Below are 26,908 nucleotides of genomic sequence, written 5' to 3'. Positions count from 1 at the left end.
TTGATTACAACAGCTAACATCACAATGCAGTTTGGCGCTAAGCCACTGTTTGAAAATATCTCTGTCAAATTTGGTGGCGGTAATCGCTACGGTTTAATTGGCGCGAATGGTTGTGGTAAATCCACCTTTATGAAAATCCTTGCCGGTGATTTAGAGCCTTCAAGCGGTAACGTATCGTTAGACGTTAACGAGCGCATGGGTAAACTAAACCAGGACCAGTTTGCATACGAAGCCTTTTCAGTCGTAGACACTGTGATCATGGGCCACCGCGAATTATGGAAAGTGAAGCAAGAGCGTGACCGCATCTACTCACTACCTGAAATGAGCGAAGAAGACGGCATTAAAGTGGCCGAGCTTGAAATGGAATTTGCTGAAATGGACGGTTACACCGCTGAATCTCGCGCGGGTGACTTATTATTAGGCGTCGGCATAGGCACTGAGCAGCACTTTGGTTTAATGAGCGAAATCGCCCCGGGTTTTAAATTACGAGTCTTGCTAGCGCAAGCGCTGTTTTCTGACCCGGATTTATTGCTACTAGACGAACCAACCAACAACTTGGACATCGACACCATCCGTTGGTTACAAGATATGTTGAACCAACGTAACAGCACCATGATCATCATCTCGCATGACCGTTATTTCTTAAACTCAGTGTGTACTCACATGGCTGACTTAGATTACGGTGAGCTGCGCGTATTCCCAGGCAACTACGACGAATACATGATGGCAGCACAGCAGTCACGTGAACGTTTAATGAGCGACAACGCCAAGAAAAAAGCCCAAATTGCTGAACTGCAAACCTTCGTTGCACGTTTCTCGGCTAACGCATCTAAAGCGAAACAAGCGACATCGCGTGCAAAACAAATTGATAAAATTAAGCTTGATGACATTAAAGCCTCTAGCCGTGTTAACCCGTTTATTCGTTTCGAACAAGAAAAGAAATTGTTCCGTAACGCATTAGTTGTAGAAAACCTAGCAAAAGGTTACGACACACCCTTGTTCAGCAAATTTGACCTAATGGTTGAAGTGGGCGAGCGCATTGCGATTTTAGGTCAAAACGGTGTGGGTAAAACCACCCTTTTACGCACCCTAGTGCACGACATTCCGCAGGATGAAGGTACGATCCACTGGTCTGAAAACAACAACATTGGTTACTACGCCCAGGATCATGAAGCAGACTTTGCTAACGACATGACCTTATTCGAATGGATGAGCCAATGGCGTAAAGAAAACGATGACGACCAATCAGTACGTGGCATTTTAGGCCGTATGTTGTTTGGCGCAGACGACATTAAAAAGTCGGTTAAAGTGTTATCGGGTGGTGAAAAAGGCCGTATGTATTTCGGTAAACTTATCATGCAAAAGCCAAATATCTTATTGCTTGATGAACCAACCAACCACATGGACATGGAATCGATTGAGTCATTAAACAACGCCCTAGAGAAATACGAAGGCACATTAATGTTCGTCTCTCATGACCGTGCATTTGTATCGTCACTTGCGACACGTATCCTTGAAGTCACGCCACAAGGCATTAATGACTTTAAAGGCACTTACGATGAGTTCCTCGCAAGCAAAGGTATTGAAGGTTAAGTTAATTCGCTTTCAAGCAAGTTAATTAAAAAAGCCCTGAACATATGTTCGGGGCTTTTTTTATATTATTGATTTAAGAGTATGAATATCAATATACTCAAGCCATTAAATGATAACAGGCAGAAAAATACATGAGCATTACCCTTGAACAAGCAACTAGTACCTTGAATGAACTTAAATGTCGTACTAATTTTAATATTAAGAATGTCACCGAATACATGTTGCCAGAGCTCAAAGAGCCGGTATATGTGCATGTAGAAGGTAAAGTACCGTTATTGATTATCCGTCCTGCATTTGAAGTTTTCTCAAGTGAGCTTGCCACTATTGACGGCGTGCACGCCAAATACGATTATTATCACAATGCCCAAATGACACGTTTTCCAACAAGGCAATACAAAGGCTTAAATGAAACCCACTACGGATTAGCGTTTAGGTTTGATAATGTTGAAGCCATCAAACTGTTTATTAATCGATTAATTGAAATCGTAAAAGGATAAGTAGGAGAATCCCTCGCCATGACAGAACAATTTAATATCAATCAATTTAATTGTTCCATTAGCGGTAAAGGCCAAAGCCTGCTATGGGCCCACGGCTTATGTGGTTGTATGCAAAGTGAAGATGCCATTGGCGTGTATGCATGGCATCGGTTTCCTAAAAAACTTCAACTTATTCGCTACGACGCCATTGGCCATGGCTTATCAACTCAAGGCGAGTCTGTTGATGACTACCTTTGGCCAAATCTAGCCAAAGACATGCTCCGTGTCGCCGAGCATTATCGCGTGGCAACACCGCTTATTTTAGGCGGTCAATCTATGGGCAGTGCCACCAGTTTGTATGCTGCATTAGCCCATCCAGATAAAGTTAAAGGCCTGGTGTTAATGACGCCACCCATAGGATGGCAGGCAAGGGCAGAAAAAGTCGATTATTACCATAAAATAGCCAAAGCGGCGCGAATGTTAGGCGGTAAAGGCCTCGCCAAAATGAATGCTAAGCATTTAGATAAAATGCTGCCTAGCTGGTTAATCGATGCTCATAAACACAGCGTGTTAGGCATGCTCGACGGCTTAAAATCGATGAAACGCCAAACATTACATCAATTGTTTACCGCAGCAGCACACAATGACTTACCCACCACAGCGCAACTTGCCTGTATTGATGTTCCAACACTCATTTTGGCCTGGGAGGGTGATGATGCTCATCCTGTCGACAGTGCTGTTGCCTTAAATAAATGGCTGCCCAATGCCACTTTGCACATTGCTAACTCAATGGACGATGTTAATGAATGGCCAGCATTAATCAGTGAGTTTTGTCTTGCAGTGAATCAATAGCGCGGATTGTCCAGCCGCTACCTCAGAGTAGGTAGCGGGTGTTGCAGTTAAGTGATATTAGCTAATTTAGCTGTGAGCTATGTCTGAGTTTGATTTATTTGGCATACAAAAATGAATCAAATCAGTTAACCTCAGCCTTACTATTATTGTGTTTATATAATCAACAAGGAATGTTTATGAATTGGCAGTGGATAAGTAACCTTAAAATATCGCGTAAGCTTGCTTTGCTTGTGTTACCCCCGCTGCTCACGACTATCTTGTTTGGTGGCATGTACGTCAATAATGAATATCGCACTCAGCAGCAACTGCAGTTAGTTATCGAGTTGTCTAACGTTGCCATTATTAACAGTTCGCTAGTGCATGAACTGCAAAAAGAACGTGGCATGAGCGCCGGTTTCATTGGGTCTACAGGGCAATCATTTAAAGAGGCCTTACCTAGTCAACGTAGCCAAACAGACAATCAAATAAGCCGCTTTAAACAATTTGCCCAACAAGCTGATTTCCCCGTCCAATTACAATCTACTTACGATCAAGTAGCCTCATCGTTGACTCAATTGAGTCGTATGCGTGATAGGGTCAGTAATTTAGCCGTTTCAGTGCCAGAGCAAGTGGGTTATTACACCCAAATGAACACGCTTTTACTGTCGATGGTCGATGAAGCCGCTAGCCAAAGCCAAGACAGCGAATTGTCAATGCGCCTAAAAGCGTTTGCGGCTTTCTTGCAGTTAAAAGAGCGTGCAGGCATTGAACGAGCAGTATTGAGTACCACTTTTGGCAATAGCGAATTTGCCCCGGGCTTGTTTCGCAAATTTGTCACTTTAGTCGCAGAGCAACAAACCTATGCTGAGCGATTTATCGCAGCGGCGAATACCAGCAACATTAAGGCATTTAAACAAGCACAGCAAAGCAGTGCCATGGCAGAGGTAGAGGCGCTTCGTGAAGTGGCGTTTACACAAGATGGCGCAGCCATGTTGGCGCAAAACCCAGAAGAGTGGTTTAAAACATCAACAGCACGCATTGCAATCCTAACAGCACTTGAAAAACAATTTGGTGATGACTTAATTCAGCTCAGCCAAAACAAGCTGGGCCAAGCTACCCAACACATGTATTACACCGGGTTATTATTACTGCTCGCATTAGTGTTTGTCATTGTAATGAGCATGAGTGTGTCCGGGTATTTACACCGCAGTTTAAGCGTATTGCACAAGCAAATGCTCCATGCTGGCACTCAATTTGATTTAACCACCCGTTTACCTCATCAATCTGAAGACGAATTTGGCCAAATTTCAATAGCCTTTAATCAAATGATGGCCGAGTTCGAAGATATCATTTCTCAGGTACGCGTTAATGCGGTCAATCTGGTCAATGCCGTTGAGCAAATGAATGGTTACACACGCTCAATGCAAACCGACGTGCTACAAGGCTCATCAGAAGCAGAGCAAGTGGCTTCAGCCATGACACAAATGAGTGCAACCGTGCATGAGATTGCCGCCAATGCTGTTCAAGCTTCAGATGCGTCAGCTAAAGCCAATTTAGAGGCCAAAAGCGGTGAAAGCGATGTCAGCAAAACCGGTGATGCAATTCAGTTACTAGCCAATGAAATAGCTGATGCTGCAGAAGCAATTGGTCGTTTAGATACTGATGTACAAAGTATTGTGACCATTCTTGATGTGATTAGCGCTATTGCAGAACAAACTAATTTGTTGGCACTGAATGCTGCAATTGAAGCCGCAAGGGCAGGCGATCAAGGCCGAGGCTTTGCCGTTGTGGCCGATGAGGTTCGCACGCTCGCGCAGCGTTCGCAAAGCTCAACAGAAGATATCAAAAATATGACAGAGAGATTAAAGTCCGGTGCAGCCACCGCAGTCAGTGCAATGAAACGCGGCCAAGCGCAGGCACAGCTCAGTGTTGAGGAATCTAAGCATGCTGGCAGTGAACTTAAGCTTATTGCACAACATGTTAGCGTGATTGACAGTATGAATGAACAAATTGCCGCCTCGACGCATGAACAGTCAGCCGTGGCAGAAGAAGTGAATCGTAATGCGATGAAAATTACAGAAATTTACCACCACACCCAACAAATATCACAACAACTTGCAGAGCTTAACGACAGCCTACTCAACGACGCCAGCAATATGTCACAGCAAGTCAGTAAGTTTACCTTATCAACAGAGTAGAGCGCTAAATCAAAGGCCGCATCAACAAAAACACCTGGATCCCTGATAAAGGATCTCAGGGATGACGGCATAAAGAAACACCAGGATCCTCAATAAAAGCATTCGAGGTTGACGGCATAGAGCAACATCAAACACCGTCAACTACCACGTCATTTGCTTGTTCATATTCAAACAACGTCAACTACTCCGTCGTTCCGGCAATGCTGTTGAGCCGGAATCCAGGTGTTGGCTTTTTACGCTTTTAGGCCCTAGGTTCTAGGAACTCGCAAGCTCGCCAGAGAGCGGACTTCGTCCTTCTAGAATCTAAGAAACACCTGGATCCCTGATAACAGATCTCAGGGGTGACGTGCGAGTGTGGCCAAATGGCACATTTGCTTATTCATATTACAACAACACCAGCTAATACGTTGTTTGCTCATTAATATTCAAGCACCGCTTACTACTCCGCATTTTGTTCTTTCGTATTCAAACAACGCTTATTACTGCGTCGTTCCGGCAATGCTGTTGAGCCGGAATCCAGGTGTTGGTTTTTAGGGTTTTAGGCCCTAGGCCCTAGGCCCTAGGTTCTAGGAACTCGCAAGCTCGCCAGAGAGCGGACTTCGTCCTTCTAGAATCTAAGAAACACCTGGATCCCTGATAAAAGATCTCAGGGATGACGTGCGAGTGTGGCCAAATGGCACATTTGCTTATTCATATTCAAACAACACCAACTAATACGTTGTTTGCTCATTCGTATTCAAGCACCGCTTACTACTCCGCCTTTTCTCATTCGAATTCAAGCACCGCTTACTACTCCGCCTTTTGTTCTTTCGTATTCAAACAACGCTTACTACTCCGTCGTTCCGGCAATGCTGTTGAGCCGGAATCCAGGTGTTGGTTTTTAGGGTTTTAGGCCCTAGGTTCTAGGTTCTAGGAACTCGCAAGCTCGCCAGAGAGCGGACTTCGTCCTTCTAGAATCTAAGAAACACCTGGATCCCTGATAAAAGATCTCAGGGATGACGTGCGAGTGTGGCCAAATGGCACATTTGCTTATTCATATTCAAACAACACCAACTAATACGTTGTTTGCTCATTCGTATTCAAGCACCGCTTACTACTCCGCCTTTTGTTCATTCATATTCAAATACCGTCCACTACTCCGTCGTTCCGGCAATGCTGTTGAGCCGGAATCCAGGTGTTGGTTTTTAGGGTTTTAGGCCCTAGGTTCTAGGTTCTAGGAACTCGCAAGCTCGCCAGAGAGCGGACTTCGTCCTTCTAGAATCTAAGAAACACCTGGATCCCTGATACAAGCTCTCAGGGATGACGTGCGAGTGTGGCCAAATGGCACATTTTCTTATTCATATTAAAACAACACCTGCTAATACGTTGTTTGCTCATTCGTATTCAAGCACCGCTTACTACTCCGCCTTTTGTTCTTTCATATTCAAACACCTTCCACTACGCCGTCGTTCCGGCAATGCTTTTGAGCCGGAATCCAGGTGTTGGCTTTTACGTTTGAAAGCGACAGCCAAAGTCGCAAGACATGAGAGACAAGAAACACCTGGATCCCTGATAACAGATCTCAGGGATGACGGCATAAAGAAACACCAGGGTCCTCAATTAAAGCATTCGATGATGACGTGCTAGAACCTAGAACCTAGAACCTAGAACCTAGAACCTAGAACCTAGAATCTAGAACCTAATCCCTTGAGTCTGTAAGCGAAGTGTTCGGTAAACCGTTATCAGTCTACGCTTTAGTACAATGCTGCAATAATTTAATAAAAAACTCACTGCCTTTGCGTTCAGCAAAAGCAATATTGCGTTCAGGGATAGATTCGGGGTCGGTGTAGTTTGCCAGCGCAACTTCCATGCTGGCTTCGCGAATGATGTGTAAGGTTGGGTAGGGGGCTCGATTGGTAAAATTAGCGGCGCTGTCTTGGGCTTCGCCTTCAAAGCAGTAGTCTGGATGAAACGTCGCAAGCTGATAAACACCTTCATAATCATGCTCAATTAAGGTATCAGTGGCTTCGTCGACCAAATCTAAATAAGCATAAAACCCTTCAAATCCACGCGGCAGAATAAACAAGGTGGTTTCGGTTTCTGGGTGTTCATCAAGGTATTGGCATTCCGTTATCAATGCTTTTAATACCGCTTTGACTTTAGTGTGTTCAATGGCCACATAACGAATACTGGCACGTTCAACTTCTCTACGAGCAAACGGGCAAATATTGTATTTCATGATGACATCAACAACCCACTTTTCTGTGTGGGCGAGGCATTCATGTTGTTCCATTGTTTAGCCTTATCTTTATAACTGTGCTGATGCGGGTAACACCATAGGGATAATAGATGCCACTAATAACACTGCCATCGAAATATTAAAAATGCGTTGCTGGCGTTCATTTTTTAACAGGCGTTTTAATGCAACACCAAAACTAAGCCACACGATAGCACAAGGAAACGCCACACATAAAAACACACTGGCAATCGTAATCACCTGGCTGTTGAGTTCATGTTGTACTGAGGTGAACGTGGCAATTGCACCCACGGCCATAATCCAGCCTTTGGGGTTAACCCATTGAAATGCGGCCGCTTGAATAAAGCTAAACGGTTTACTGACTTGTTTACCTTCCATTTTGCTGCTGCTATTAGCAATGAGCCACGACAAATAGAGTAGGTAGGTAATACCAACCACTTTGATGACAGTATGAATAATCGGGTACGCCTGAAATATGGCACTTAAGCCTAATCCCACGGCTAAAATCATGGTCGGAAAACCTAAGCTGATCCCAAGCAAATGCGGAATACTGCGTTTAATGCCAAAGTTAACGCCGGAGGTCATCAACATAATGTTGTTGGGCCCTGGCGTAATACCAGCAGAAAAAGCAAACAATGCGATGGCGAGCACTAACTCCATGAACGGATCTCTTAAGCTACGATGTTGAGAAGCAGAATTTTAGGGGAATTTTTCAACTGTTCATAATGATATTTTAATAAATGTGTAAATAAATTTTCTCGCAAATCAGCGAAACTGCTGAACATAAAGAACAGCAGTCGCCACAACACTTAAGTTGATGTGATGGTTATACCATTACGCATGACTTCGAAAGAGAATAACTATTCATTCAGTCATTCGCCTTGTTTAAGCCCTTTTAAATTCTCGCTGAGAGATCACTTATTAACGCGGAATGGTATTACTTAAAAACTCACTTCAACTTCATAAGATGAAAACTTACGAATGTTAATCACGCCAGTATCAAAAATCAGATATTGGCCTTTAATGCCTTGCAATGTACCTGTAACCTCTGCAATTTTATCAAAGTTATGTGATTTCACTTTGGTTGGAAACGCGGTAATAGGGTAGCTAATGGCCTGAATATTGGCATCTAAACGCTCAATGACAATATCTTCATGTTCTATGGCAAGTGCTTGCAGTTTGTCTTCAATTAACGGAATAAGCTGCGCGGCTTGCTCAACCAGATCAATGTCATCATTGTGGCCTTTTAACATGGCCTGCCAATGGGTTTTGTCGTTAATAAACTTAGCTAACTCGATTTCAATTAACCCTGACATTTTACGGGTCGATACTTTAAATATTGGCAAACCCTGAGTGGCACCCTGATCTATCCAGCGCGTAGGGATTTGCGTGTGACGAGTGATGCCAACTTTAATGCCAGAGGTATTAGACAAGTATACGTAATGCGGTACAAAGCAGTTTGACATGGCCCACTCTGGCTCACGGCAGGTGCCTTGATCAAAATGACAGGTTTCAGGTTTCATGATGCACATATCGCAACTGGCAAGCTTGCTCATACACACATAGCAATGACCTTGCGAGTAACTCTTCTTGGTTTTTTTGCCGCAGCTGCTGCAAAAAATATTACCAGTGTGCGTCATGGTCAGGGTTTTACCTATTAATGGGTTGAGGGCTAAACGCGCCTCACCTACAGGTAAATGATACTCCACCTCATGACTGTCATTGAGGTGGGTTTTCAGTTTTGATAGCGTTCCAAACATGGTGAATCCATTTTATCGTCTTTATTTGCTGGCAGTTTAGCAGATGATGAAAATGGAATTTAGCCTTAATTTGCCCAACTTGGTTTATGTGCTGTTTGTCTGTTAACTTTTTAAGCTGACTGGCTCAATTTATCTAATACCACATCGTCACCCATTTCATACAAGGAAGTAGCAATCATTTCTTCTTGTGCCGGGTCGGTAAGCCCAAGCTCCATGGTGGCCCTAAATAAAGCAATTCCGGTATGGCTGGCGGTTTCATATTGGCTACTAAACTTTTCAATGTTAATGCCTAATGCATTCATTTTATTAGAAATATGTAACACAATGCCTGGGCGGTCATAAGCGACAAGATTGTAACGGAGTTGCTTGATGGGTTTTGCACTTAAACTGGTTTTAGCGAAGGTCAAAGTGAGGCCATCAATGCATTCAAGCGCATCAACCAACTCGTCCCATTTGGGTGCCGGAACTTCCAACTGTAATATTGCGGCAAAAACACCATCAATATGGCGCATTTCAGAATCAAGCCAGTTACCGTTGTGGCGACTGACTACATTGGCGATTTGTTCAACTAAACCTTTTCTATCAGGTGCTTGCAAAGTGATAAGGTAACGCATCATACGATATTTCTCCTATATACATTGGCTGTAACACAACTGTCATCTTTACGTCATATAATCGCAGCCACTTAAGATTGCGTTATGGCTTTACTGTTGTTTTACGACGATTGACCTATGCAGCTAATGGCGATTGAGTGATTAACACTGACGAGGGCATCAAGCCGCAATATTCGTTGTTAATTTACTGAGTTTAGTTAGCTTTTAGTCATAAATATTTATTGTTAGCACAGTAAACTGCACAATCAAAGCGCTAATTATGGCATCGATTAATTATTAGAGGTTCTTAATGGAAAGTCAGGTAAATCAACCTGGTTCTGCTGAAAAAAGTTTACTTGCCGGTAAACAAGCATCACGCAGAGCATTTAAGGATAAAGCAGCAGAGTTTGGGATAACCGTCGGCGGCACCATGGTGTTTGTGGCGTTGTTATTAATATTTTTCTACTTGCTGTATGTCATCAAGCCTATCTTTGATGGCGCACACATAGAACCTGTAACCAGTGTGAGTTATCAACATACTGATGCCAAAACGTTAATGATTGGCAGTGACGAGCAAAACGAAGTGTTATATCGCGTCACGCAATTAGGGACGGTTGATTTTTACTCTTCAGTAACGGGGCAATTAATTTCATCGTTTACACCGACCTTGCCAGAAGGCGCGACCATTACCAGTAGTGCTAAATCAAGTCCAAGTGAGCAACGTTTTGCATTAGGCCTAAGTAATGGCCAGGTGATTGTTGTCGGCATCGACTTTGCGGTGACCTACCCAGACAATCAACGCCAAATTACGCCTAAATTGACTTATCCAATTGGTGATGAGCCCTTAACCATCAACGAAGATGGCGCCGTATACAACCTAGTGTTCGACTACAGTGGCAGCCGCATGAGTTTTGCCTACCAGGATGCTAATGGGGCATGGAAACTCAATCGCCAGGAAGGCGAAGAAAACATGATGACAGAAGAAGTTGAATGGTCTTCTATTGAAGTGTTTGTTGAAGATGCGCCTAAGCAAGTGGTGTCAGCATTAATGACCCCCGATCATCGCCAACTTATTTTAAGCACCACTGACAAGTTATTTGTGTACAACACTCGCGATGCTGACGAGGTTGAATTACTGCAAGTACTGGATGTGAAAAAGGGTGAAGCCAAAATCAAGCAAGTTAACTTACTTGCTGGCGCTAGCTCAATTATGATCAGCTACGACAGTGGTGTGATTAGCCAATACTTCCAGGTGAATGGCGATAAAGGCCGTTTGTACCAGCAAATTCGCGAGTTTGACGATGTTGCGCCAGTAAGTACCATGGCCACTGAGTTTTATCGTAAAAGTTTTGCAGTGTTGAGTTCAGAAGGGGAATTAACCTTACTGTACACCACCAGCCAACGTAACCTATTTGATGAAAAGTATTCGCTTCCTAACCCAGGTTTAATGGCCTTTAGCCCACGTTCAAATGCCTTAGTCATTGAAGCGGATAACAAGCTAAATCTGTTTTCTGTAGAGAACGATCACCCAGAAGTATCATGGAGCGCCCTTTGGCAAAAAGTGTGGTACGAAGGTTACCCAGAGCCACAATATGTGTGGCAGTCAACCTCTGGCTCAGATGACTTTGAGGCTAAATTAAGCTTAATGCCACTCGCATTTGGTACCATGAAAGCTGCGTTCTACGCCATGATGTTTGCTGTACCGCTGGCCATTGCGGGCGCGATTTACACCGCTTACTTCATGACACCTAAAGTGCGTAACGTGGTTAAACCGACCATTGAAATCATGGAAGCATTACCCACGGTAATTTTAGGTTTCCTAGCCGGTTTATGGTTAGCGCCACTGATTGAAGATCACTTGCCAGGCATTGTGGTGTTATTGACGCTATTGCCAGTGTCGATATTAGTCACTGCATTTGCCTGGAGCAAAATGCCAGAAACCTGGAAGCACCGCTTACCAGAAACCTACCAAGAGCTGATGTTACTGCCAGTGATTATCTTTGTTGGTTGGTTCTCGTTCACTATTAGTCCAGTGATTGAAGTGGCATTGTTTGACGGCAACACACGTCAATTTATCACGAATGATTTAGGCATTACCTTCGACCAACGTAACGCGTTTGTGGTCGGTATTGCGATGGGCTTTGCGGTTATTCCAACCATCTTCTCGATTGCCGAAGATGCGATATTCTCTGTACCACGTCATTTATCAAACGGCAGTTTGGCATTAGGTGCCACCAACTGGCAAACCCTAACACGTGTGGTATTGCTCACAGCAAGTCCCGGTATTTTCTCAGCCATTATGATGGGCCTTGGCCGCGCTGTAGGTGAAACCATGATTGTATTAATGGCAACCGGTAATACAGCAATATTAGAGTGGAGTGTATTTGAAGGCATGCGTACCCTGGCGGCCAACATTGCGGTTGAAATGCCAGAGTCGGCCATTGGCAGTTCGCACTATCGAGTGCTGTTCTTAGCCGCCTTTGTCCTGTTTATTTTCACCTTCTTCTTCAACACCATTGCAGAAGTCGTACGCCAGCGTTTACGCGACCGTTATAGCTCACTGTAAGGAAAGATGATGACTCATATATTGATTATTTCGCCAATCGCCTTGAGAGGTTTGTGCAATGGGTAAGTGGTTTAAATCAGGCTCACCGTGGATTTGGATGACCGGTGGTGCCGTAAGTATCAGTTTGATTGCCGTTTTAGGCTTATTACTGTTAATCGCATGGCGTGGCTTGAGTTACTTTTGGCCAGCTGACATTTACGAATGGCAACTAGAAGATAACAACGGTGTAAAAAGCACCTTAATCGGTGAGATTTATGATCGAGAAGAAGTGCCAACTGAGCGCTTAATCTCAGCCGGTCATAAATTTACTGAGCACCCAGGTGAGTTTGTGACACGTTACCTCGTTAAAACCGGTAACCGTGAGTTTGTGGGCTTAGATTTTCGCTGGATATTAGCCACAGATATCGTGAGCCGTACAACCCCAGCTGATGTTGCAAAACTAGAACGTACCAAAAACGGTAACTTCTACGGCTACCCAGTGGCAGTGATTGAAGATGGTAAACGCTTAGAGCTCAATAGCGAAGCCGATATCGAAGCGTCGTTGTTTAGCCATATTGACCGTGCAGTTGAGATTTCTGACCAGGCATTAAGTTTGCAAAAATCTGACATCGGCTCAATTAACTACCAAATTGAACGCTTGCGCTTAAAAGAGCGTGGTTATGAACTCGATGGCAAACTAACTGACAAGCGTAAAGCTGATATTAAAGCGCAAATAGAACAGCTAAACCAAGATTATCTAGTGCTTGAAAAAGACTTGTTTGCACTGCGCGATGAGGCCGCACGAGACTCAGTTGTTGTGCGTGACATGCGCGGTGAAGAAGTGATACTCAAGCTAGACTCTATTTTAGATGTTAGCTACGTTAACCACATGAATGTCATTCAAAAAGTCGGTCACTGGTTTGTCGGTATTGGCCGCTTTATAAACGATGACCCGCGTGAAGCCAACACTGAGGGTGGTGTATTCCCAGCCATATTCGGTACTGTGTTCATGGTAATGTTAATGGCGGTTATCGTGACCCCGTTTGGTGTTATTGCCGCCATTTACCTGCACGAATATGCCAAAAAAGGCCCGATCACTAAGATGATCCGTATCGCGGTGATTAACTTAGCCGGTGTACCGTCAATTGTGTATGGTGTGTTTGGTTTAGGCTTCTTTGTTTACATGATGGGTGGCTCAATTGACCAATTGTTTTTCCCTGAAGCGTTACCCGCGCCAACATTTGGCTCACCAGGGGTTATTTGGTCTGCACTGACATTGGCTATTTTAACCTTACCGGTTGTGATTGTATCGACAGAGGAAGGTTTAAGCCGTATCCCAAGTGCGGTACGTCAAGGCAGCCTGGCATTAGGTGCTACTAAAGCAGAAACCTTATGGCGCATTGTTATTCCAATGGCAAGCCCAGCCATTATGACCGGTTTAATTTTAGCCGTAGCGCGTGCAGCCGGTGAAGTGGCACCGTTAATGTTAGTCGGTGTGGTAAAATTAGCCCCAACATTACCGATAGATATGAACTTCCCGTTTGTGCATTTAGAGCGTAAGTTCATGCACTTAGGTTTCCATATTTACGATGTAGGCTTCCAAAGCCCTAACGTTGAAGCGGCTCGCCCATTGGTGTACGCAACGTCATTCTTATTAGTATCAGTAATTGTTGCACTTAACTTAACCGCGATTAGCGTGCGCAACCATTTACGTGAAAAATTCCGTTCGCTAGAACACTAATTAGCGATATCCTGAAGGAAAGAAAAAAATGATTTCTATTGATAGTTCAGCAATGCAAACTCAAGCAGTTGATTTAGTAAACTTACCCGCGCAGGATACCGCACTTGAAATCCGTAACCTTGATTTACGTTATGGTGACAAACAAGCGTTATTTGATGTGTCGATGAAGATCCCTAAAAAACAAGTCACTGCATTTATTGGCCCAAGTGGTTGTGGTAAATCAACGCTGTTACGTTGTATCAACCGCATGAACGATTTGGTTGATAGCTGTAAAATTGACGGCGAAATTTTGCTTCATGGACAAAACATTTATGACAAGAAAGTCGATGTCGCATCACTTCGTCGTAATGTGGGTATGGTGTTTCAGCGTCCTAACCCGTTCCCAAAATCAATCTACGAAAACGTGGTATACGGCTTACGCTTACAAGGGTTAAATAACCGCCGCGAATTAGATGAAGCCGCAGAGCGTTCGTTACGCGGCGCGGCAATTTGGGACGAAGTTAAAGACCGTCTACACGACAACGCCTTTGGCTTGTCTGGTGGTCAGCAACAGCGTTTAGTGATTGCACGCGCGATTGCCATTGAGCCCGAAGTGTTATTACTCGACGAACCGACATCGGCTTTGGATCCTATTTCAACCTTAACCATTGAAGAATTGATCACCGAACTTAAACAACAGTACACCGTGGTGATTGTCACGCATAACATGCAGCAAGCTGCACGTGTGTCAGATCAAACGGCGTTTATGTACATGGGTGAATTGGTTGAATACGCCGATACCAACACGATTTTTACCACCCCGAAAAAGCGTAAAACCGAAGATTATATTACCGGTCGTTACGGTTAATCCGCGCGATAAACGCTTTTAATAACCAGACAATTTTTTAGGTGGGTATGATGGAAAAAATGAATTTAAGTAAACACATCTCTGGTCAGTTTAATGCTGAGCTTGAAGATATTCGTAACCGTGTTTTGGCCATGGGCGGTTTAGTCGAGCGTCAACTTGAGCAAGCTCTTGATGCACTGACAACCTTAGATGCCGAATTGGCACAAAAAGTGATTGAAGGCGACCACAGAGTCAACGGCATGGAAGTGGCGATTGACGAAGAGTGCACCCGTATTATTGCCAAGCGCCAGCCAGCGGCGAGCGACTTACGCATGATTATTGCTATTTCAAAAACCATTGCGGATCTTGAGCGTATTGGTGATGCGTGTGTGCGTATCGCCAAAGCGGCGCTTGAAAAACGGGCAAATAGCCAGCAGCCTTTACTTGTGAGCATTGAAAGCATGGGCCGCCATGCAACACGCATGTTGCACTCAACCCTTGATGCACTTGCACGTATGGATGCGGAGCAAGCACTTGAGTTACATAAAGAAGATGCCAAGTTAGACAAAGAGTACGAAGGTATTATTCGTCAGTTAATGACCTACATGATGGAAGATCCACGCTCAATTCCTGGTGTGTTAGACGTGCTATGGGCTGCTCGCGCAGTAGAGCGTGTTGGCGACCGTTGTAAAAACATCTGTGAATACGTGATTTATTACGTAAAAGGTAAAGATGTGCGCCACACTTCTTACGAAGACATGGAAAAAGACCTGTAACGTTTCAATCATAAGATGTAAACGTGTTACACGACCGTTAATCGCGATGCTATGTTTGTTAAGGCCCCTTAATAGGGGCTTTTCTATGTCTGTTAAATGGCGAATTTTTCAGTTTACTAACGGTATCAACCATTACTACATAGCGACGCCTTAATCAAAAACCGCTGGATGCATTCTGAGTGGTCACTTATTAATGCGGCATGGTGTAATCACAATCATGTGGACATAATGACAGTATTGATAATATGTACTGGTTCAAATTGTCCCAGTCATTTTTGTCAATCGGTCTTTTACTTTGACGTAAGTCTCACTTTTGATGTGGCACTGTAATTGCTAACTTTAAGTATCTATTAACTTCGGCAAGATTTATGAGACGTGAAATCAATCGATACCACAACGTCAATAAGATTTCAGGTGAATTTAGTGGCGCATTTGCGGACTTAGGCACCTTCCTTCCTTTAGTGTTAGGTTTAATTGCGCTTAATCACTTCTCTCCACAAGGGATATTTTTCGGTTTCGGTTTGTTTGCATTATTTACAGCACTTTATTACCGAAGACCCATGCCTATACAACCTATGAAGGTTATTAGTGCGTTAATTATTGCAGAAGGAATGTTGCTTGGAATGCTCCAGGCATCAGCCATACTAATGGGTATTATCCTGCTGATATTAGCTTATAGCGGCATTATTCAATGGATGGCTAAGCAGTTATCGCCAGCAATCAGTATCGGTATCCAGTTAGCAATAGGACTCCAGCTTATTTGGCTCGGTGGTGTCATGATGAGCGAAACCTGGTTTATTGGTTTATTGGCCTTTGGGTTATTGTTCGCGAGCCGTTACATGTCAATGCAATATTTGGTCATGCCGTTAGTGATTATCCTTGGTATTACTTGGCAATTTACCAGCGGTACAGCGCCTAGTTTTAATTTTAGTCAGGCCAGTGCATGGCAATTAAGTTGGCCGAGTATCCATGAATGGGGCTCAGCTGCAATGCTATTAGTATTACCCCAATTAGCCCTCACATTAACCAATGCCGTGATTGCCGTATCGGCAATGGCGAAACATAAATTCCCAGAAGATGCCGCTAAATTTGAGCCACAACAATTTGCTAAAACTTCTGGTTGGGCTAATTTATTGTTAGCGCCTTTTGGGGCTACAGCCATGTGTCATGGCGCCGGAGGGCTAGCAGTGCAATATCACTTTGGTGCTCGGACATGGCTCGCTCCCACTATATTTGGCAGTACATGTCTACTTATTGCTATTTTTTGGGGCCAGGGCATTGCCAGTGCACTTTCATTTATTCCTCTCGCTATTTTAGGCAGCCTACTTGCCATAGCCGGTACACAATTAGCGTGGTCAAAGCGGTTTATCGATGGTAAGCCTTTTTGTATTGTTGTTATTTTTTCAACCGCAGCAACATGCTTATTAATCAATACTGCAGCAGGGCTGGCCATTGGCGTTTTGTTAGAGTTAGGCCGTCATCAATGGCTGAATGTCGCTAAAACAAATAAGTAATCTGTTATGTTTGCACCCTGTGTTCTGAGATACACATAGCCGTTAACCGATCTCAGGTCGTGAGTCGCTTATAGACAGTGAGTAGATTTGAAGTGACTAATCAGCAAACTGTGTTAACATTTTTGACCTGTTTTTTCTGCTTTTGTGTGTTTAATGAAAAAGACCCTTGCCCGTGGTTTAATGAATTTATTGCCGATGGTGTTATCCATTTGGCTTTTTTGGTCGCTATTTATATCACTTGATGGTTTAGGTAAATTATTACTTGAACTTGTGGGTGTTCAATCTGTTTTTGTCGGCGCAGGTTTTGGTCTGGTTGCCAGCCTAGTGTTTGTTGCCGGTTTGCTTTTTTCAGTCAGCCCAATCGCCTGGGTTTACGGTTGGATTGAAAAGCAACTGATGAAATTTCCGCTGTTTAAATCTGTATATGGCAGTATTCGTGACATTGCCAGTTTAATGAACCGCGACGGCGAGCCTAAAACCCAAAAAACCGTATTAGTGAAACAAGCCAATGGCAGTTATGTGGTCGGGTTTATTATGAGCGAGTCAGCACCGCAGCCGTTAGCCGATGCTCTGCCAGATGGCGATTGGGTGCCGGTGTTATTTCAGCTCAGTTACCAAATGGCCGGTGTGACCAGTTTGGTGAAACGTGATGATTTAATCTTTGTTGATTGGTCATTTGAAGATGCCATGCGCTTTAACTTAACCGCAGGTATTGCCAACAGTAAAGCGCAATAACGTCTAGGACTATCACTGACGTTACTCGCTCGTTAAGTCTCATTGCATCTTACATAAGTATTGAAAATAAAGGTTTCAGCCCAATTTGTGGCTGAAATCTTTTTTTATACCGATTAAAGCGCAATGTTTATCACAAACCACAGACTTTCCAATTGTTTTGTTTTTGTCTATGGTAATATCTGCACTTATCCCAAATTGAAATAGAATTTATGTTGGCTTGAGCAATTTTGTTCATGGCCAACTCATTTTGTTTTTATTTTTCTCTATCTTGGAGATTTTATGTCAATAAAGTCGAGTATTAATCCGCCGGTGTTTTTTTCATCGGTGGTGATTATCTTTTTTATGGTGTTGCTCTGTGCCGTTTGGCCAGAAGGCGCCAGCCATTTTTTTAAAAGTGTACAGTCATGGTTAGAAATTAAAGCGGGTTGGCTTTATATTCTGGGCGTTGCCATCTTCTTACTGTTTATTCTTTTCGTTATGGTCAGCCGTTTTGGTGATATTAAATTAGGCCCTGATCATGCGGTGCCTGATTACAGCTATAAAAGCTGGATTGCGATGCTGTTTTCAGCAGGCATGGGTATTGGCTTAATGTTTTTTGGTGTGGCAGAACCGGTAATGCATTTTCTTGCACCGCCAGATGCAACACCTGAAACCATTCAGGCAGCCAAAGATGCACTCAAAATTACCTTTTTCCACTGGGGTATTCATGCATGGGCTATTTATGCCGTTGTCGCGCTAAGCTTAGCGTATTTCTCATACCGTCATAAACTACCGCTATTACCGCGCTCAGCGTTATATCCGCTAATTGGCGAACGTATTTATGGCCCAATCGGCCATGCGGTCGATACCTTTGCCGTTATCGGCACCATGTTTGGTGTGGCCACGTCATTAGGCTTTGGTGTGTTACAGGTTAACTCTGGTTTGAGTTACTTAATGAGTGACATTCCAAATAACACCACAGTGCAGGTTGGTTTGATTATTGTTATCACTGGTATTGCAACCTTGTCAGTGTTTTCTGGTTTAGACAAAGGGGTTAAACGTTTAAGTGAGCTTAACCTTGGTCTAGCCTGTTTGTTACTTGTGTTTGTATTATTGCTTGGTCCAACCGTGATGTTACTGCAAGCATTTGTGCAAAACACCGGTAGTTATTTAAGCGACATAGTCGGCAAAACCTTCAACCTATATGCCTACCAGCAAAAAGAAGATTGGATTGGTGGCTGGACATTATTGTACTGGGGTTGGTGGATATCATGGTCACCATTTGTCGGTACCTTTATTGCCCGCGTCAGTCGTGGTCGTACTATTCGTGAATTCTTAATCGGTGTGTTGTTTGTACCCAGCGCGTTAACCTTCCTATGGATGACCGTATTTGGTAACACAGCAATCGACGCCATTATGAACCACGGTGCAACCTATTTAGCTGAAGCGGTATCAAGTGATGTGTCAGTGGCGTTGTTTAAGTTCTTTGAACATATGCCAATGTCTAACGTGTTGTCTGTTATTGCACTGTGTTTAGTGGTGACGTTTTTTGTAACCTCATCAGATTCAGGGTCATTAGTGATTGATAACCTGACCTCTGGCGGTGATGCAAATGCGCCAGTATGGCAACGTATTTTCTGGGCCTTATTACAAGGTGTGGTTGCATCAGTGTTGTTAGTTGCGGGCGGATTACAAGCTCTGCAAACTGCCGCGATTGCCAGTGCATTACCATTCTTAATTGTGATGTTATTCATGTGTGTCGGCTTATACCGAGCATTACAAGATGACTGGCTTAAAATCAACATCGTACAGTCGCACAACACCAGTGTGCAGTATGTAAAAGCCAACATGAGCTGGCAAGACCGTCTTGATGTATTGGTGTCACAACCTACTCACCACGATGCTCAGGTGTTTTTAGATACCATTGCTCGTCCAGCACTAAATGAAGTCAAAGACACATTTGTGGCTAAAAACATTCAAGCTGAAATTATATTGCGTGATGGTCGCGTACGTTTGGTGATTGGTGCCGACGAATCGTTAGCATTTGCTTATGGTTTACGGATTCGAGCACACACCATGACAGGTGCTGAGTTAACTGATGAGAGTGTCGAACAAGCCTTTTATCGTGTTGAAGTGTATCTAGAGCATGGTGGACAGCAATATGATGTAATGGGTTACACCCGTGAGCAGATTATTGCCGACATTATCACTCAGTATGAGCGATACCTGCATTACCTTTATTTATCGAATTCAGCTCCAGTAGCCGAATAATCGTCAAATAACCGCGTATAAACAATTGCCCCAAGCGATAACAGTGATTATCCTTGGGGTAATTTTTTTGTATAAGTGATGCATCATGTCAACCAATCAAAATCCAAGTAAATTAGACAAAGTCTTAGCAGAAGCCCGCGACTACAAAGCCACCCGTGAAAAGGGCTATCGCGAACAAGCACTTAAATTATACCCATGGGTCTGTGGCCGCTGCACCCGCGAATTCACCCATAAAAATTTGTCAGAACTCACGGTTCACCACCGCGATCATAACCATGATAATAATCCTTCAGATGGCACCAACTGGGAATTATTATGCCTGTACTGTCATGACAATGAACACTCACGATTTGAAGAACTCATCCGCTACGGCAGCACCAAAGAAGCCAAACAAGAAGCCGCCACCTTCAACCCGTTTGCAGACTTAAAAGCGATGATGGAGAAGAAGTAGGTTTCCCCCGCTTTTGGACAACGCCCGCACTTCATCATTCAAACAACGCCGACGACTCCGTCGTTTGCTCATTCGTTTTCCGATGACGCAGACTACTCTGTTGTTTGCTCATTCGTATTCCGATGACGCCCACTACCACGTCGTTCCGGCAATGCTTTTTAGCCGGAATCCAGGTGTTGGCTTTGGGGTTTTAGGCCCTAGACTCTAGGAACTCGCAAGCTCGCCAGAGAGCGGACTTCGTCCTTCTAGAATCTAAGAAACACCTGGATCCCTGATAAGAGATCTCGGGGATGACGGGCGGGTAGAGCAACAGCTTTACCTAGAACCTAGTACCTAGAACCTGATTTTAAAGAAACACCTGGATCCCTGATACGAGCACTCAGGGATGACGGGCAAGAAGATGACGGGCGAATGGGGCGATTGCTTTACCTAGAACCTAGTACCTAGTACCTGATTTTAAAGAAACACCTGGATCCCTGATACAAGCACTCAGGGATGACGTGCGGGTGGGACCAAGCTTTACCTAGAACCTAGAAGGACGAAGTCCGCGCTGGGCGAGCTTGCGAGCTCCTAGAACCTTAAATATAAGAAACACCTGGATCCCTGATAACAGATCTCAGGGATGACGGCATAGGGCAGTAGCAAACACGGTTCACTACCACATCGTTTGCTCATTCGTATTCAGACACTATTCACTACTACGTTGTTTGCTCATACGTATTCAAATACCGCCCACTACTACGTCGTTCCGGCAATGCTTTTGAGCCGGAATCCAGGTGTTGGCTGTTAGTTTTTTACCTCTTGTTGATACGCTTTTCTGCAGCTAGCCATTGGGCGCGTGACAAGGTTTTGTTGTTACTGTCGCCCATAAATAGTTGCTTTCTATCGTCTAGCTTATCCAAAATCTGTTGTTTTTGCTGATCTGTGGCTTGTGACCAAATCACAATTTCGTCAATGTGGCGAAAACAGCCCATACAATAATCGTCAGCATTTAAGCCACAGCGGGCGACACAAGGCGAGTGCATAGTTTACAATTCCGGTTTGGGTGTTCAATGCCGTGCATCCTATCATTTCAATCGCCTAAGGTTAACTGTAATACCAATATGTCAGCACTCGATTATCAACAGTCTTTTCAATCACTCGACTCATTGCTTGAAGCATTAAAACCCTTATGGCAGCTGGTGGCCTTTGAGTGTGACCACTTACCCTGGCAGCAGGCATTTCCTTGTTTAGCGCAAACAGTATGGCAATTAGACGATGCTGAAATTGATGCGATTGATGCAGACCAGCATAAGCTTGTACATGCATTATTACCTAGCCTCATAAGCGACATAAAACAAAGCGATAATCCAAAGGCAGATGAATTAATTGAGCGATTAAGCTTGTTAGTCATCACTTTGCCTACAAGCTTGAGCACAGCAGAGCCGACAGCCCAGCAGCAAGCGGATTTAGCTCATTTTAGCGCCCATATAAAAGGCCGGAAGTGGCAACAAATTACCGCTTTTGCTGAGCAAATAAACCCGCAATACCAAACGACATTAACGCCTTTACCCATATTAGAATGGTGCGCAGGCAAAGGGCATTTAGGCCGTTTAGTTGCCAAGCAGCAACAAGTACAAGTGACCAGCCTTGAATGGCAAGCCAGTTTATGCGAACAAGGCCAAGCGTTTGCTACACAATGGCAATTACCACAGCGCTTTATCTGTGCCGATGCATTTGCGCCGCTTAACCCCAATGAGAGCATTTTTTATCCGCAGCAACACGCCATTGCATTGCATGCCTGCGGCGATTTACATGTGCGCTTGTTAAACCTTGCGACTAAGACCAACACTCAGGCGATTTCAATTTCGCCTTGCTGTTACCATTTAATTCAAGACTCGCATTACCAACCACTATCGATTCAGGCCAAAGCCAGTCAAATTAAGCTTTCAAGGCATGACCTACAACTGCCATTACAACAAAGCGTGATTGCCAGCCCTAAACAACAGGCATTAAGGTTACAAGAAGTGTCATGGCGGTTAGGGTTTGATTGTTTGCAACGCCAAATTCGAGGTATTGATGCCTATTTACCTGTGCCGACGATTAAACAAAGCCAACTCAGTGGCAGCTTTACCGATTTTTGTCTTTGGGCTGCACATTACAAACAGTTAGCGCTACCTAACGACATCGATTTTGATGCATTGTTACAACGCGGAATAGCGCGACAACGGCTTACAAAGCGCATAGACTTAGTCGCGCATTTATTTCGTCGTGCACTCGAAATGTGGTTGTTACTCGACCGAGTCTGTTTTTTGCAACAACATGGATATGACGTTTCATTGAGTGAATTTTGTGCAAACAGTGTCACACCAAGAAATGCGTTTATCCAGGCAATTAAAACAACAGCTTAAGCACGTTAATAAGCAGTTTTATTATTAAGCCTTTGTTTAAGCTATTTTATTTAACTTAAGTCTGTAATAATCAAGATGCTAGTTAATCAACAGCATTCACAAAGCCGTAAAAAAAACGTCAAATAAGCCGAGTTAGCTGCGGTTTTTGATTGAATAATCATGCCATTCTTGTTCAAATGGCGGGTTAATAACGAATAACAACTATTCTAGAGGCTTTTGGGCTTGCTAGAGCGAAGCGAATTATACGGTTTAATGAAATATTCACGCGTCTTTATCAATAGTCTGGCCTATGAGCTAGCACCACAAGTAGTGTCGAGTAGCGATTTAGAATCTCGCTTAGCACCGCTATATCAAAAGTTTCGCATTCCAATGGGGCAACTTGCCGCATTAACCGGAATTACCGAGCGTCGCTGGTGGCCTAAAGGTCATCGTTTATCCGACGGTGCAATTGCTGCTGCACGCAAAGCAGTTAACGAGACTGGCATTAATGTCAGCGAGCTTGGCGCCGTGGTGTATACCGGCGTATGTCGTGACCAACACGAACCGGCTACCGCATGTCGTATTGCTGCAGAGCTTGGCGTCTCAAAAGACACTGCCATTTACGACATCAGTAATGCCTGCCTAGGCGTACTGTCTGGCATTTTAGACATCGCTAACCGTATCGAATTGGGCCAAATTAAAGCGGGTATGGTGGTGTCTTGTGAATCGGCGCGCGACATTGTCGATGCCACTATCGATCACATGCTGGCCGAACCCACAATGCAAAATTTTGCCCAATCACTTGCAACCTTAACCGGTGGCTCTGGCGCAATAGCCGTGATTTTAACCGACGGCACTTTACCGCTCACAACCACTCGTCAGCATCAATTATTGGGTGCCAGTCATTTGTCTGCCCCTGAGCATCATCAGTTGTGTCAATGGGGCCTGCAAGAAGCAGGGCACTTGTTGTATCGCGAGTTTATGCGCACCGACGCAGTCACATTATTAAAAGAAGGCGTTGAGCTTGCAAAACACACCTGGGAGCACTTTTTAGCCCAGCGTGATTGGGTAGTGGAGCAGGTTGATAAAGTGATTTGTCATCAGGTTGGCGCATCAAACCGTCGCCAGGTACTAAATGCACTTAACATTCCGCACGAGAAAGAATATCCAACTTATCAAAAGCTTGGCAACATGGGTACGGTATCGCTACCGGTAACCGCCGCCATCGCGCACGACGCAGGTTTTTTACGTGTTGGCGATCAAGTCAGCTTTTTAGGAATAGGCAGTGGTTTAAACTGCATGATGTTAGGGATTAAGTGGTAAGCCTAAGGCTGCGCTAATTTTTGCATTTCATTATAAAAATAGTTTACAGGATGCAACATGCAAGACAACTTACTGCCCTTTAAAAGTCATTATTTAGACCGTAACGGCAATAAACTGCACTACATCAATGAAGGCCAGGGTGAGCCAGTGGTGATGGTGCACGGTAATCCTAGCTGGAGCTACTATTATCGTAACCTGGTCAGTGCATTGAGCGACCAGCATCAATGTATCGTACCAGACCATATTGGTTGTGGTTATTCAGACAAACCCGATGATCCACAATACGACTACACCTTAAATAATCGTATTGACGACCTAGAAGCCTTGCTCGACAGCCTCGATGTTAAACAAAACATCACTTTAGTGGTACATGACTGGGGTGGAATGATCGGCATGGGCTTTGCCGCTCGTCATCCTGATCGCATCAAACGCATTGTGTGTTTAAACACGGCAGCGTTTCATTTGCCTAAAACCAAGCCGTTTCCTTGGGCATTATGGATTTGCCGTGAAACCTTATTAGGCACCTTACTCGTTCGCGGTTTAAATGCGTTTTCATCTGCTGCATCGTATGTGGGCGTTAAGCGTAAGCCCATGAGCAAAGAAGTGCGCGAAGCTTATGTAGCGCCGTTTGACTCATGGAAAAACCGCATTTCGACTTTACGTTTTGTGCAAGATATTCCATTAAAGCCAGGCGATCGCAACTACGATTTAGTGACCAGTATTGGCGACAGCTTAAATCAATTTGCGACCGTACCCACCTTGATTTGTTTTGGCTTACAAGATTTTGTATTCGACAAGTACTTTTTAGCAGAGTGGCGCCAGCGTATGCCACATGCTCAGGTACACGAGTTTGCAGACTGCGGTCATTACATTCTCGAAGACGCCAGCGACGAAGTGATAGGCTTAATTAAAGACTTTATCGCGCAAAACTAAACAATAAAAGGCTCATTTGAGCCTTTTATGTATGTTAACCGCCTACAAAGATTGCTTATGACTCAAACATCCACTCAAGCTAATGCCAACATCTGCCAGCACCTTAAGCGTGCTGCGCAAAACATGCCAACGGGCTTAGCTGTTGCCGTACAACACGCTAAGCAAGGTCAGTTTACTTACCAGGAAATTGACTTTGCCAGCTTACACCAACAATCAGACATGATTGCCAAAGGGCTTATTCAATACGGCATTACCCGCGGCATGAAAGCCGTGTTAATGGTTACCCCAAGCATTGAGTTTTTCTCGTTAACCTTTGCCTTGTTCAAAGCCGGGATCATTCCTATTTTGGTTGACCCAGGCATGGGCATCAAAAACCTTAAACAGTGTTTTGAAGAGTCGCAACCAGACGCCTTTATCGGTATTCCAAAAGCGCATATTGCCAGACGTATCCTCGGCTGGGGCAAGGGCAGTGTAAAACAGGTCATTAATGTCGGCGGCTCAGGGTTACAGCGCTGGTTAGCCAACGCCACAAGCCTTGAAACCATTACTGAAATTGGCCGAAATGAAGCTTATCCCTTTGAAATGGCCTTGTTAAAACCAGATGATATGGCCGCCATTTTGTTTACCAGTGGTAGCACAGGTACGCCCAAAGGTGTGGTATACAGCCATGCCATGTTTGAAGCGCAAATCAGCGCATTAAAAGATGATTATGGTATTGCCCCTGGTGAGCGTGATTTAGCGACCTTTCCGCTGTTTTCACTATTTGGTCCAGCGCTTGGCATGGCCTCAATTGTGCCTGACATGGACGCCAGTAAACCCATTACCGCCAACCCTGCTAACTTGTTTGCCGCTATCGAGCAATATCAATGCAGCAACATGTTTGTTAACCCAGCATTACTTGAACGCCTTGGCCAGGCTGGCGAGCAAACACAACATAAACTAAACAGCGTTAAGCGAGTCATTTCAGCAGGTGCACCCGCGACCATTAGCTCGATTAAACGTTTCAGTAAAATGCTCAACCCTGGGGTGCAAGTGCTGAACTCTTATGGCGCGACAGAGTCATTACCCATCAGTATGATTGGTAGCGACGCGCTATTTACCACCAGTGAATTGACCGATCAGGGCAAAGGCATTTGTGTCGGCAAACCGATTTCGTCGGTTAACATCAGCATTATTGCAATAAGCGATCAGCCGATGCCACGTTGGGATAACGTTACGCCGTTGGCGCCAAACCACATCGGTGAAATCGTAGTCAGTGGCCCTATGGTTAGCCAATCATATTATCAGCGTCAACAAGCCACCAAAAATGCCAAAATTTTCGACGGTGAAGTTTATCGCCATCGTATGGGCGATGTAGGTTATCTCGACGATGACGGCTTATTGTGGATGTGCGGCCGCAAAGGGCATATTGTCGACGCCAAACGTGGCCAACAGAAGCTTAAACGTTTTTATACTATTCCTTGTGAGCGCGTATTTAATACCCATCCGCAAGTGAAACGCTCTGCCATCGTAGGCGTTGAAGTTGCGGGCGATACAGTACCTGTGGTGTGTATTGAGTTAAACAAAGACATCGTATGTTCAACCGCTAACGTACTGTACCAAGACTTGATTAAGCTCGCTGAACAATACCCGCACACCGAAGGCATTAACCGCTTTTTAATTCATCCAGACTTTCCGGTCGATGTGCGCCATAACGCCAAAATTTTCCGTGAAAAATTAGCGGTATGGGCACAAGCTAAGTGGCGAGAATAAGGGTTC

21 protein-coding genes are annotated in these 26,908 nt (G+C 44.3%); 16 read left to right on the top strand and 5 right to left on the bottom strand.

What is annotated here, in order from left to right; translation table 11 throughout:
- From GQA99_RS10430 to GQA99_RS10415, 4 genes are all read left to right on the top strand, one after another.
- Entirely contained in the window at positions 1-1,593 is a 1,593-nt protein-coding gene (locus GQA99_RS10430) for an ABC-F family ATPase (protein WP_160053826.1), read from the top strand.
- 131 nt (positions 1,594-1,724) lie between these two features.
- Positions 1,725-2,090, top strand: coding sequence for a hypothetical protein (locus GQA99_RS10425; protein WP_160053825.1), 366 nt, complete (start codon positions 1,725-1,727; stop codon positions 2,088-2,090).
- An 18-nt stretch (positions 2,091-2,108) separates the two neighbouring features.
- On the top strand, positions 2,109-2,921 hold the full coding sequence (locus GQA99_RS10420) for an alpha/beta fold hydrolase (protein WP_160053824.1): 813 nt from the start codon (positions 2,109-2,111) through the stop codon (positions 2,919-2,921).
- A 176-nt stretch (positions 2,922-3,097) separates the two neighbouring features.
- Positions 3,098-5,098, top strand: coding sequence for a methyl-accepting chemotaxis protein (locus GQA99_RS10415; RefSeq protein ID WP_160053823.1), 2,001 nt, complete (start codon positions 3,098-3,100; stop codon positions 5,096-5,098).
- A 1,726-nt stretch (positions 5,099-6,824) separates the two neighbouring features.
- Here GQA99_RS10415 and GQA99_RS10410 read toward each other — a convergent pair.
- From GQA99_RS10410 to GQA99_RS10395, 4 genes are all read right to left on the bottom strand, one after another.
- Positions 6,825-7,370 carry a DUF1415 domain-containing protein gene (locus GQA99_RS10410; protein WP_160053822.1) on the bottom strand — a complete coding sequence of 182 codons (546 nt, stop codon included), beginning with the start codon at positions 7,368-7,370 and terminating at the stop codon, positions 6,825-6,827.
- A gap of 15 nt (positions 7,371-7,385) precedes the next feature.
- Positions 7,386-7,994: a LysE family translocator gene (locus GQA99_RS10405; RefSeq protein ID WP_160053821.1), complete on the bottom strand. Its 609-nt coding sequence runs from the start codon at positions 7,992-7,994 to the stop codon at positions 7,386-7,388.
- 281 nt (positions 7,995-8,275) lie between these two features.
- A complete protein-coding gene (locus GQA99_RS10400) occupies positions 8,276-9,094 on the bottom strand; it encodes a DUF2797 domain-containing protein (RefSeq protein WP_160053820.1) in 819 nt (272 codons plus the stop codon).
- A 110-nt stretch (positions 9,095-9,204) separates the two neighbouring features.
- On the bottom strand, positions 9,205-9,711 hold the full coding sequence (locus GQA99_RS10395; RefSeq protein ID WP_160053819.1) for a glycine cleavage system transcriptional repressor: 507 nt from the start codon (positions 9,709-9,711) through the stop codon (positions 9,205-9,207).
- A gap of 286 nt (positions 9,712-9,997) precedes the next feature.
- Here GQA99_RS10395 and GQA99_RS10390 point away from each other — a divergent pair, with 286 nt between their 5' ends.
- The 8 genes from GQA99_RS10390 to GQA99_RS10355 all read left to right on the top strand — a co-directional run bounded on the left by GQA99_RS10390 (position 9,998) and on the right by GQA99_RS10355 (position 20,525).
- A complete protein-coding gene (locus GQA99_RS10390) occupies positions 9,998-12,253 on the top strand; it encodes an ABC transporter permease subunit (RefSeq protein ID WP_160053818.1) in 2,256 nt (751 codons plus the stop codon).
- A gap of 58 nt (positions 12,254-12,311) precedes the next feature.
- Positions 12,312-13,973 carry a phosphate ABC transporter permease PstA gene (gene pstA / locus GQA99_RS10385; protein WP_160053817.1) on the top strand — a complete coding sequence of 554 codons (1,662 nt, stop codon included), beginning with the start codon at positions 12,312-12,314 and terminating at the stop codon, positions 13,971-13,973.
- A 28-nt stretch (positions 13,974-14,001) separates the two neighbouring features.
- Positions 14,002-14,820 (top strand): phosphate ABC transporter ATP-binding protein PstB, encoded by an 819-nt coding sequence (pstB, locus tag GQA99_RS10380; RefSeq protein WP_160053816.1) that lies wholly within the window; start codon positions 14,002-14,004, stop codon positions 14,818-14,820.
- Positions 14,821-14,870: 50 nt separating this feature from the next.
- On the top strand, positions 14,871-15,575 hold the full coding sequence (gene phoU / locus GQA99_RS10375; RefSeq protein WP_160053815.1) for a phosphate signaling complex protein PhoU: 705 nt from the start codon (positions 14,871-14,873) through the stop codon (positions 15,573-15,575).
- Between the two features lie 368 nt (positions 15,576-15,943).
- Positions 15,944-17,089, top strand: coding sequence for a putative sulfate/molybdate transporter (locus GQA99_RS10370; protein ID WP_160053814.1), 1,146 nt, complete (start codon positions 15,944-15,946; stop codon positions 17,087-17,089).
- 153 nt (positions 17,090-17,242) lie between these two features.
- On the top strand, positions 17,243-17,824 hold the full coding sequence (locus GQA99_RS10365) for a DUF502 domain-containing protein (protein WP_160053813.1): 582 nt from the start codon (positions 17,243-17,245) through the stop codon (positions 17,822-17,824).
- A 279-nt stretch (positions 17,825-18,103) separates the two neighbouring features.
- Positions 18,104-20,074 carry a BCCT family transporter gene (locus GQA99_RS10360; protein ID WP_160053812.1) on the top strand — a complete coding sequence of 657 codons (1,971 nt, stop codon included), beginning with the start codon at positions 18,104-18,106 and terminating at the stop codon, positions 20,072-20,074.
- Positions 20,075-20,159: 85 nt separating this feature from the next.
- Positions 20,160-20,525 carry a YajD family HNH nuclease gene (locus GQA99_RS10355; protein ID WP_160053811.1) on the top strand — a complete coding sequence of 122 codons (366 nt, stop codon included), beginning with the start codon at positions 20,160-20,162 and terminating at the stop codon, positions 20,523-20,525.
- A 794-nt stretch (positions 20,526-21,319) separates the two neighbouring features.
- Here the strand turns inward: GQA99_RS10355 and GQA99_RS10350 are convergent.
- The gene (locus GQA99_RS10350) at positions 21,320-21,550 is read right to left on the bottom strand and encodes a DUF1289 domain-containing protein (RefSeq protein WP_160053810.1); all 231 of its coding nucleotides are present in this window, start codon (positions 21,548-21,550) and stop codon (positions 21,320-21,322) included.
- Between the two features lie 78 nt (positions 21,551-21,628).
- Between GQA99_RS10350 and GQA99_RS10345 the strand changes: the two genes are divergently transcribed.
- The 4 genes from GQA99_RS10345 (at position 21,629) to oleC (ending at position 26,902) form a co-directional block, all read left to right on the top strand.
- Positions 21,629-22,915 (top strand): methyltransferase, encoded by a 1,287-nt coding sequence (locus GQA99_RS10345; protein WP_160053897.1) that lies wholly within the window; start codon positions 21,629-21,631, stop codon positions 22,913-22,915.
- Positions 22,916-23,167: 252 nt separating this feature from the next.
- Positions 23,168-24,217 carry a 3-oxoacyl-ACP synthase III gene (locus GQA99_RS10340; protein WP_160053809.1) on the top strand — a complete coding sequence of 350 codons (1,050 nt, stop codon included), beginning with the start codon at positions 23,168-23,170 and terminating at the stop codon, positions 24,215-24,217.
- A 57-nt stretch (positions 24,218-24,274) separates the two neighbouring features.
- The gene (locus tag GQA99_RS10335) at positions 24,275-25,150 is read left to right on the top strand and encodes an alpha/beta fold hydrolase (protein WP_160053808.1); all 876 of its coding nucleotides are present in this window, start codon (positions 24,275-24,277) and stop codon (positions 25,148-25,150) included.
- Positions 25,151-25,207: 57 nt separating this feature from the next.
- Positions 25,208-26,902 carry an olefin beta-lactone synthetase gene (gene oleC / locus GQA99_RS10330; protein ID WP_160053807.1) on the top strand — a complete coding sequence of 565 codons (1,695 nt, stop codon included), beginning with the start codon at positions 25,208-25,210 and terminating at the stop codon, positions 26,900-26,902.
- Positions 26,903-26,908: the final 6 nt, after the last annotated feature.

This window comes from Shewanella litoralis (assembly GCF_009828585.1).
GTDB classification, from domain to species: domain Bacteria; phylum Pseudomonadota; class Gammaproteobacteria; order Enterobacterales; family Shewanellaceae; genus Shewanella; species Shewanella litoralis.
The sequence above is the reverse complement of the archived record's forward strand: the minus strand, read 5'-3'. Positions and strand labels throughout refer to the sequence as shown.

What these genes read in the sequence shown, in the direction of transcription:
- GQA99_RS10425 (WP_160053825.1), top strand. Translation starts at nt 1,725, where the DNA reads ATGAGCATTACCCTTGAACAAGCAACTAGTACCTTGAATGAACTTAAA.
- GQA99_RS10420 (WP_160053824.1), top strand. Translation starts at nt 2,109, where the DNA reads ATGACAGAACAATTTAATATCAATCAATTTAATTGTTCCATTAGCGGT.
- GQA99_RS10415 (WP_160053823.1), top strand. Translation starts at nt 3,098, where the DNA reads ATGAATTGGCAGTGGATAAGTAACCTTAAAATATCGCGTAAGCTTGCT.
- GQA99_RS10410 (WP_160053822.1), bottom strand. Translation starts at nt 7,370, where the DNA reads ATGGAACAACATGAATGCCTCGCCCACACAGAAAAGTGGGTTGTTGAT.
- GQA99_RS10405 (WP_160053821.1), bottom strand. Translation starts at nt 7,994, where the DNA reads ATGGAGTTAGTGCTCGCCATCGCATTGTTTGCTTTTTCTGCTGGTATT.
- GQA99_RS10400 (WP_160053820.1), bottom strand. Translation starts at nt 9,094, where the DNA reads ATGTTTGGAACGCTATCAAAACTGAAAACCCACCTCAATGACAGTCAT.
- GQA99_RS10395 (WP_160053819.1), bottom strand. Translation starts at nt 9,711, where the DNA reads ATGATGCGTTACCTTATCACTTTGCAAGCACCTGATAGAAAAGGTTTA.
- GQA99_RS10390 (WP_160053818.1), top strand. Translation starts at nt 9,998, where the DNA reads ATGGAAAGTCAGGTAAATCAACCTGGTTCTGCTGAAAAAAGTTTACTT.
- pstA (WP_160053817.1), top strand. Translation starts at nt 12,312, where the DNA reads ATGGGTAAGTGGTTTAAATCAGGCTCACCGTGGATTTGGATGACCGGT.
- pstB (WP_160053816.1), top strand. Translation starts at nt 14,002, where the DNA reads ATGATTTCTATTGATAGTTCAGCAATGCAAACTCAAGCAGTTGATTTA.
- phoU (WP_160053815.1), top strand. Translation starts at nt 14,871, where the DNA reads ATGGAAAAAATGAATTTAAGTAAACACATCTCTGGTCAGTTTAATGCT.
- GQA99_RS10370 (WP_160053814.1), top strand. Translation starts at nt 15,944, where the DNA reads ATGAGACGTGAAATCAATCGATACCACAACGTCAATAAGATTTCAGGT.
- GQA99_RS10365 (WP_160053813.1), top strand. Translation starts at nt 17,243, where the DNA reads ATGAAAAAGACCCTTGCCCGTGGTTTAATGAATTTATTGCCGATGGTG.
- GQA99_RS10360 (WP_160053812.1), top strand. Translation starts at nt 18,104, where the DNA reads ATGTCAATAAAGTCGAGTATTAATCCGCCGGTGTTTTTTTCATCGGTG.
- GQA99_RS10355 (WP_160053811.1), top strand. Translation starts at nt 20,160, where the DNA reads ATGTCAACCAATCAAAATCCAAGTAAATTAGACAAAGTCTTAGCAGAA.
- GQA99_RS10350 (WP_160053810.1), bottom strand. Translation starts at nt 21,550, where the DNA reads ATGCACTCGCCTTGTGTCGCCCGCTGTGGCTTAAATGCTGACGATTAT.
- GQA99_RS10345 (WP_160053897.1), top strand. Translation starts at nt 21,629, where the DNA reads ATGTCAGCACTCGATTATCAACAGTCTTTTCAATCACTCGACTCATTG.
- GQA99_RS10340 (WP_160053809.1), top strand. Translation starts at nt 23,168, where the DNA reads ATGAAATATTCACGCGTCTTTATCAATAGTCTGGCCTATGAGCTAGCA.
- GQA99_RS10335 (WP_160053808.1), top strand. Translation starts at nt 24,275, where the DNA reads ATGCAAGACAACTTACTGCCCTTTAAAAGTCATTATTTAGACCGTAAC.
- oleC (WP_160053807.1), top strand. Translation starts at nt 25,208, where the DNA reads ATGACTCAAACATCCACTCAAGCTAATGCCAACATCTGCCAGCACCTT.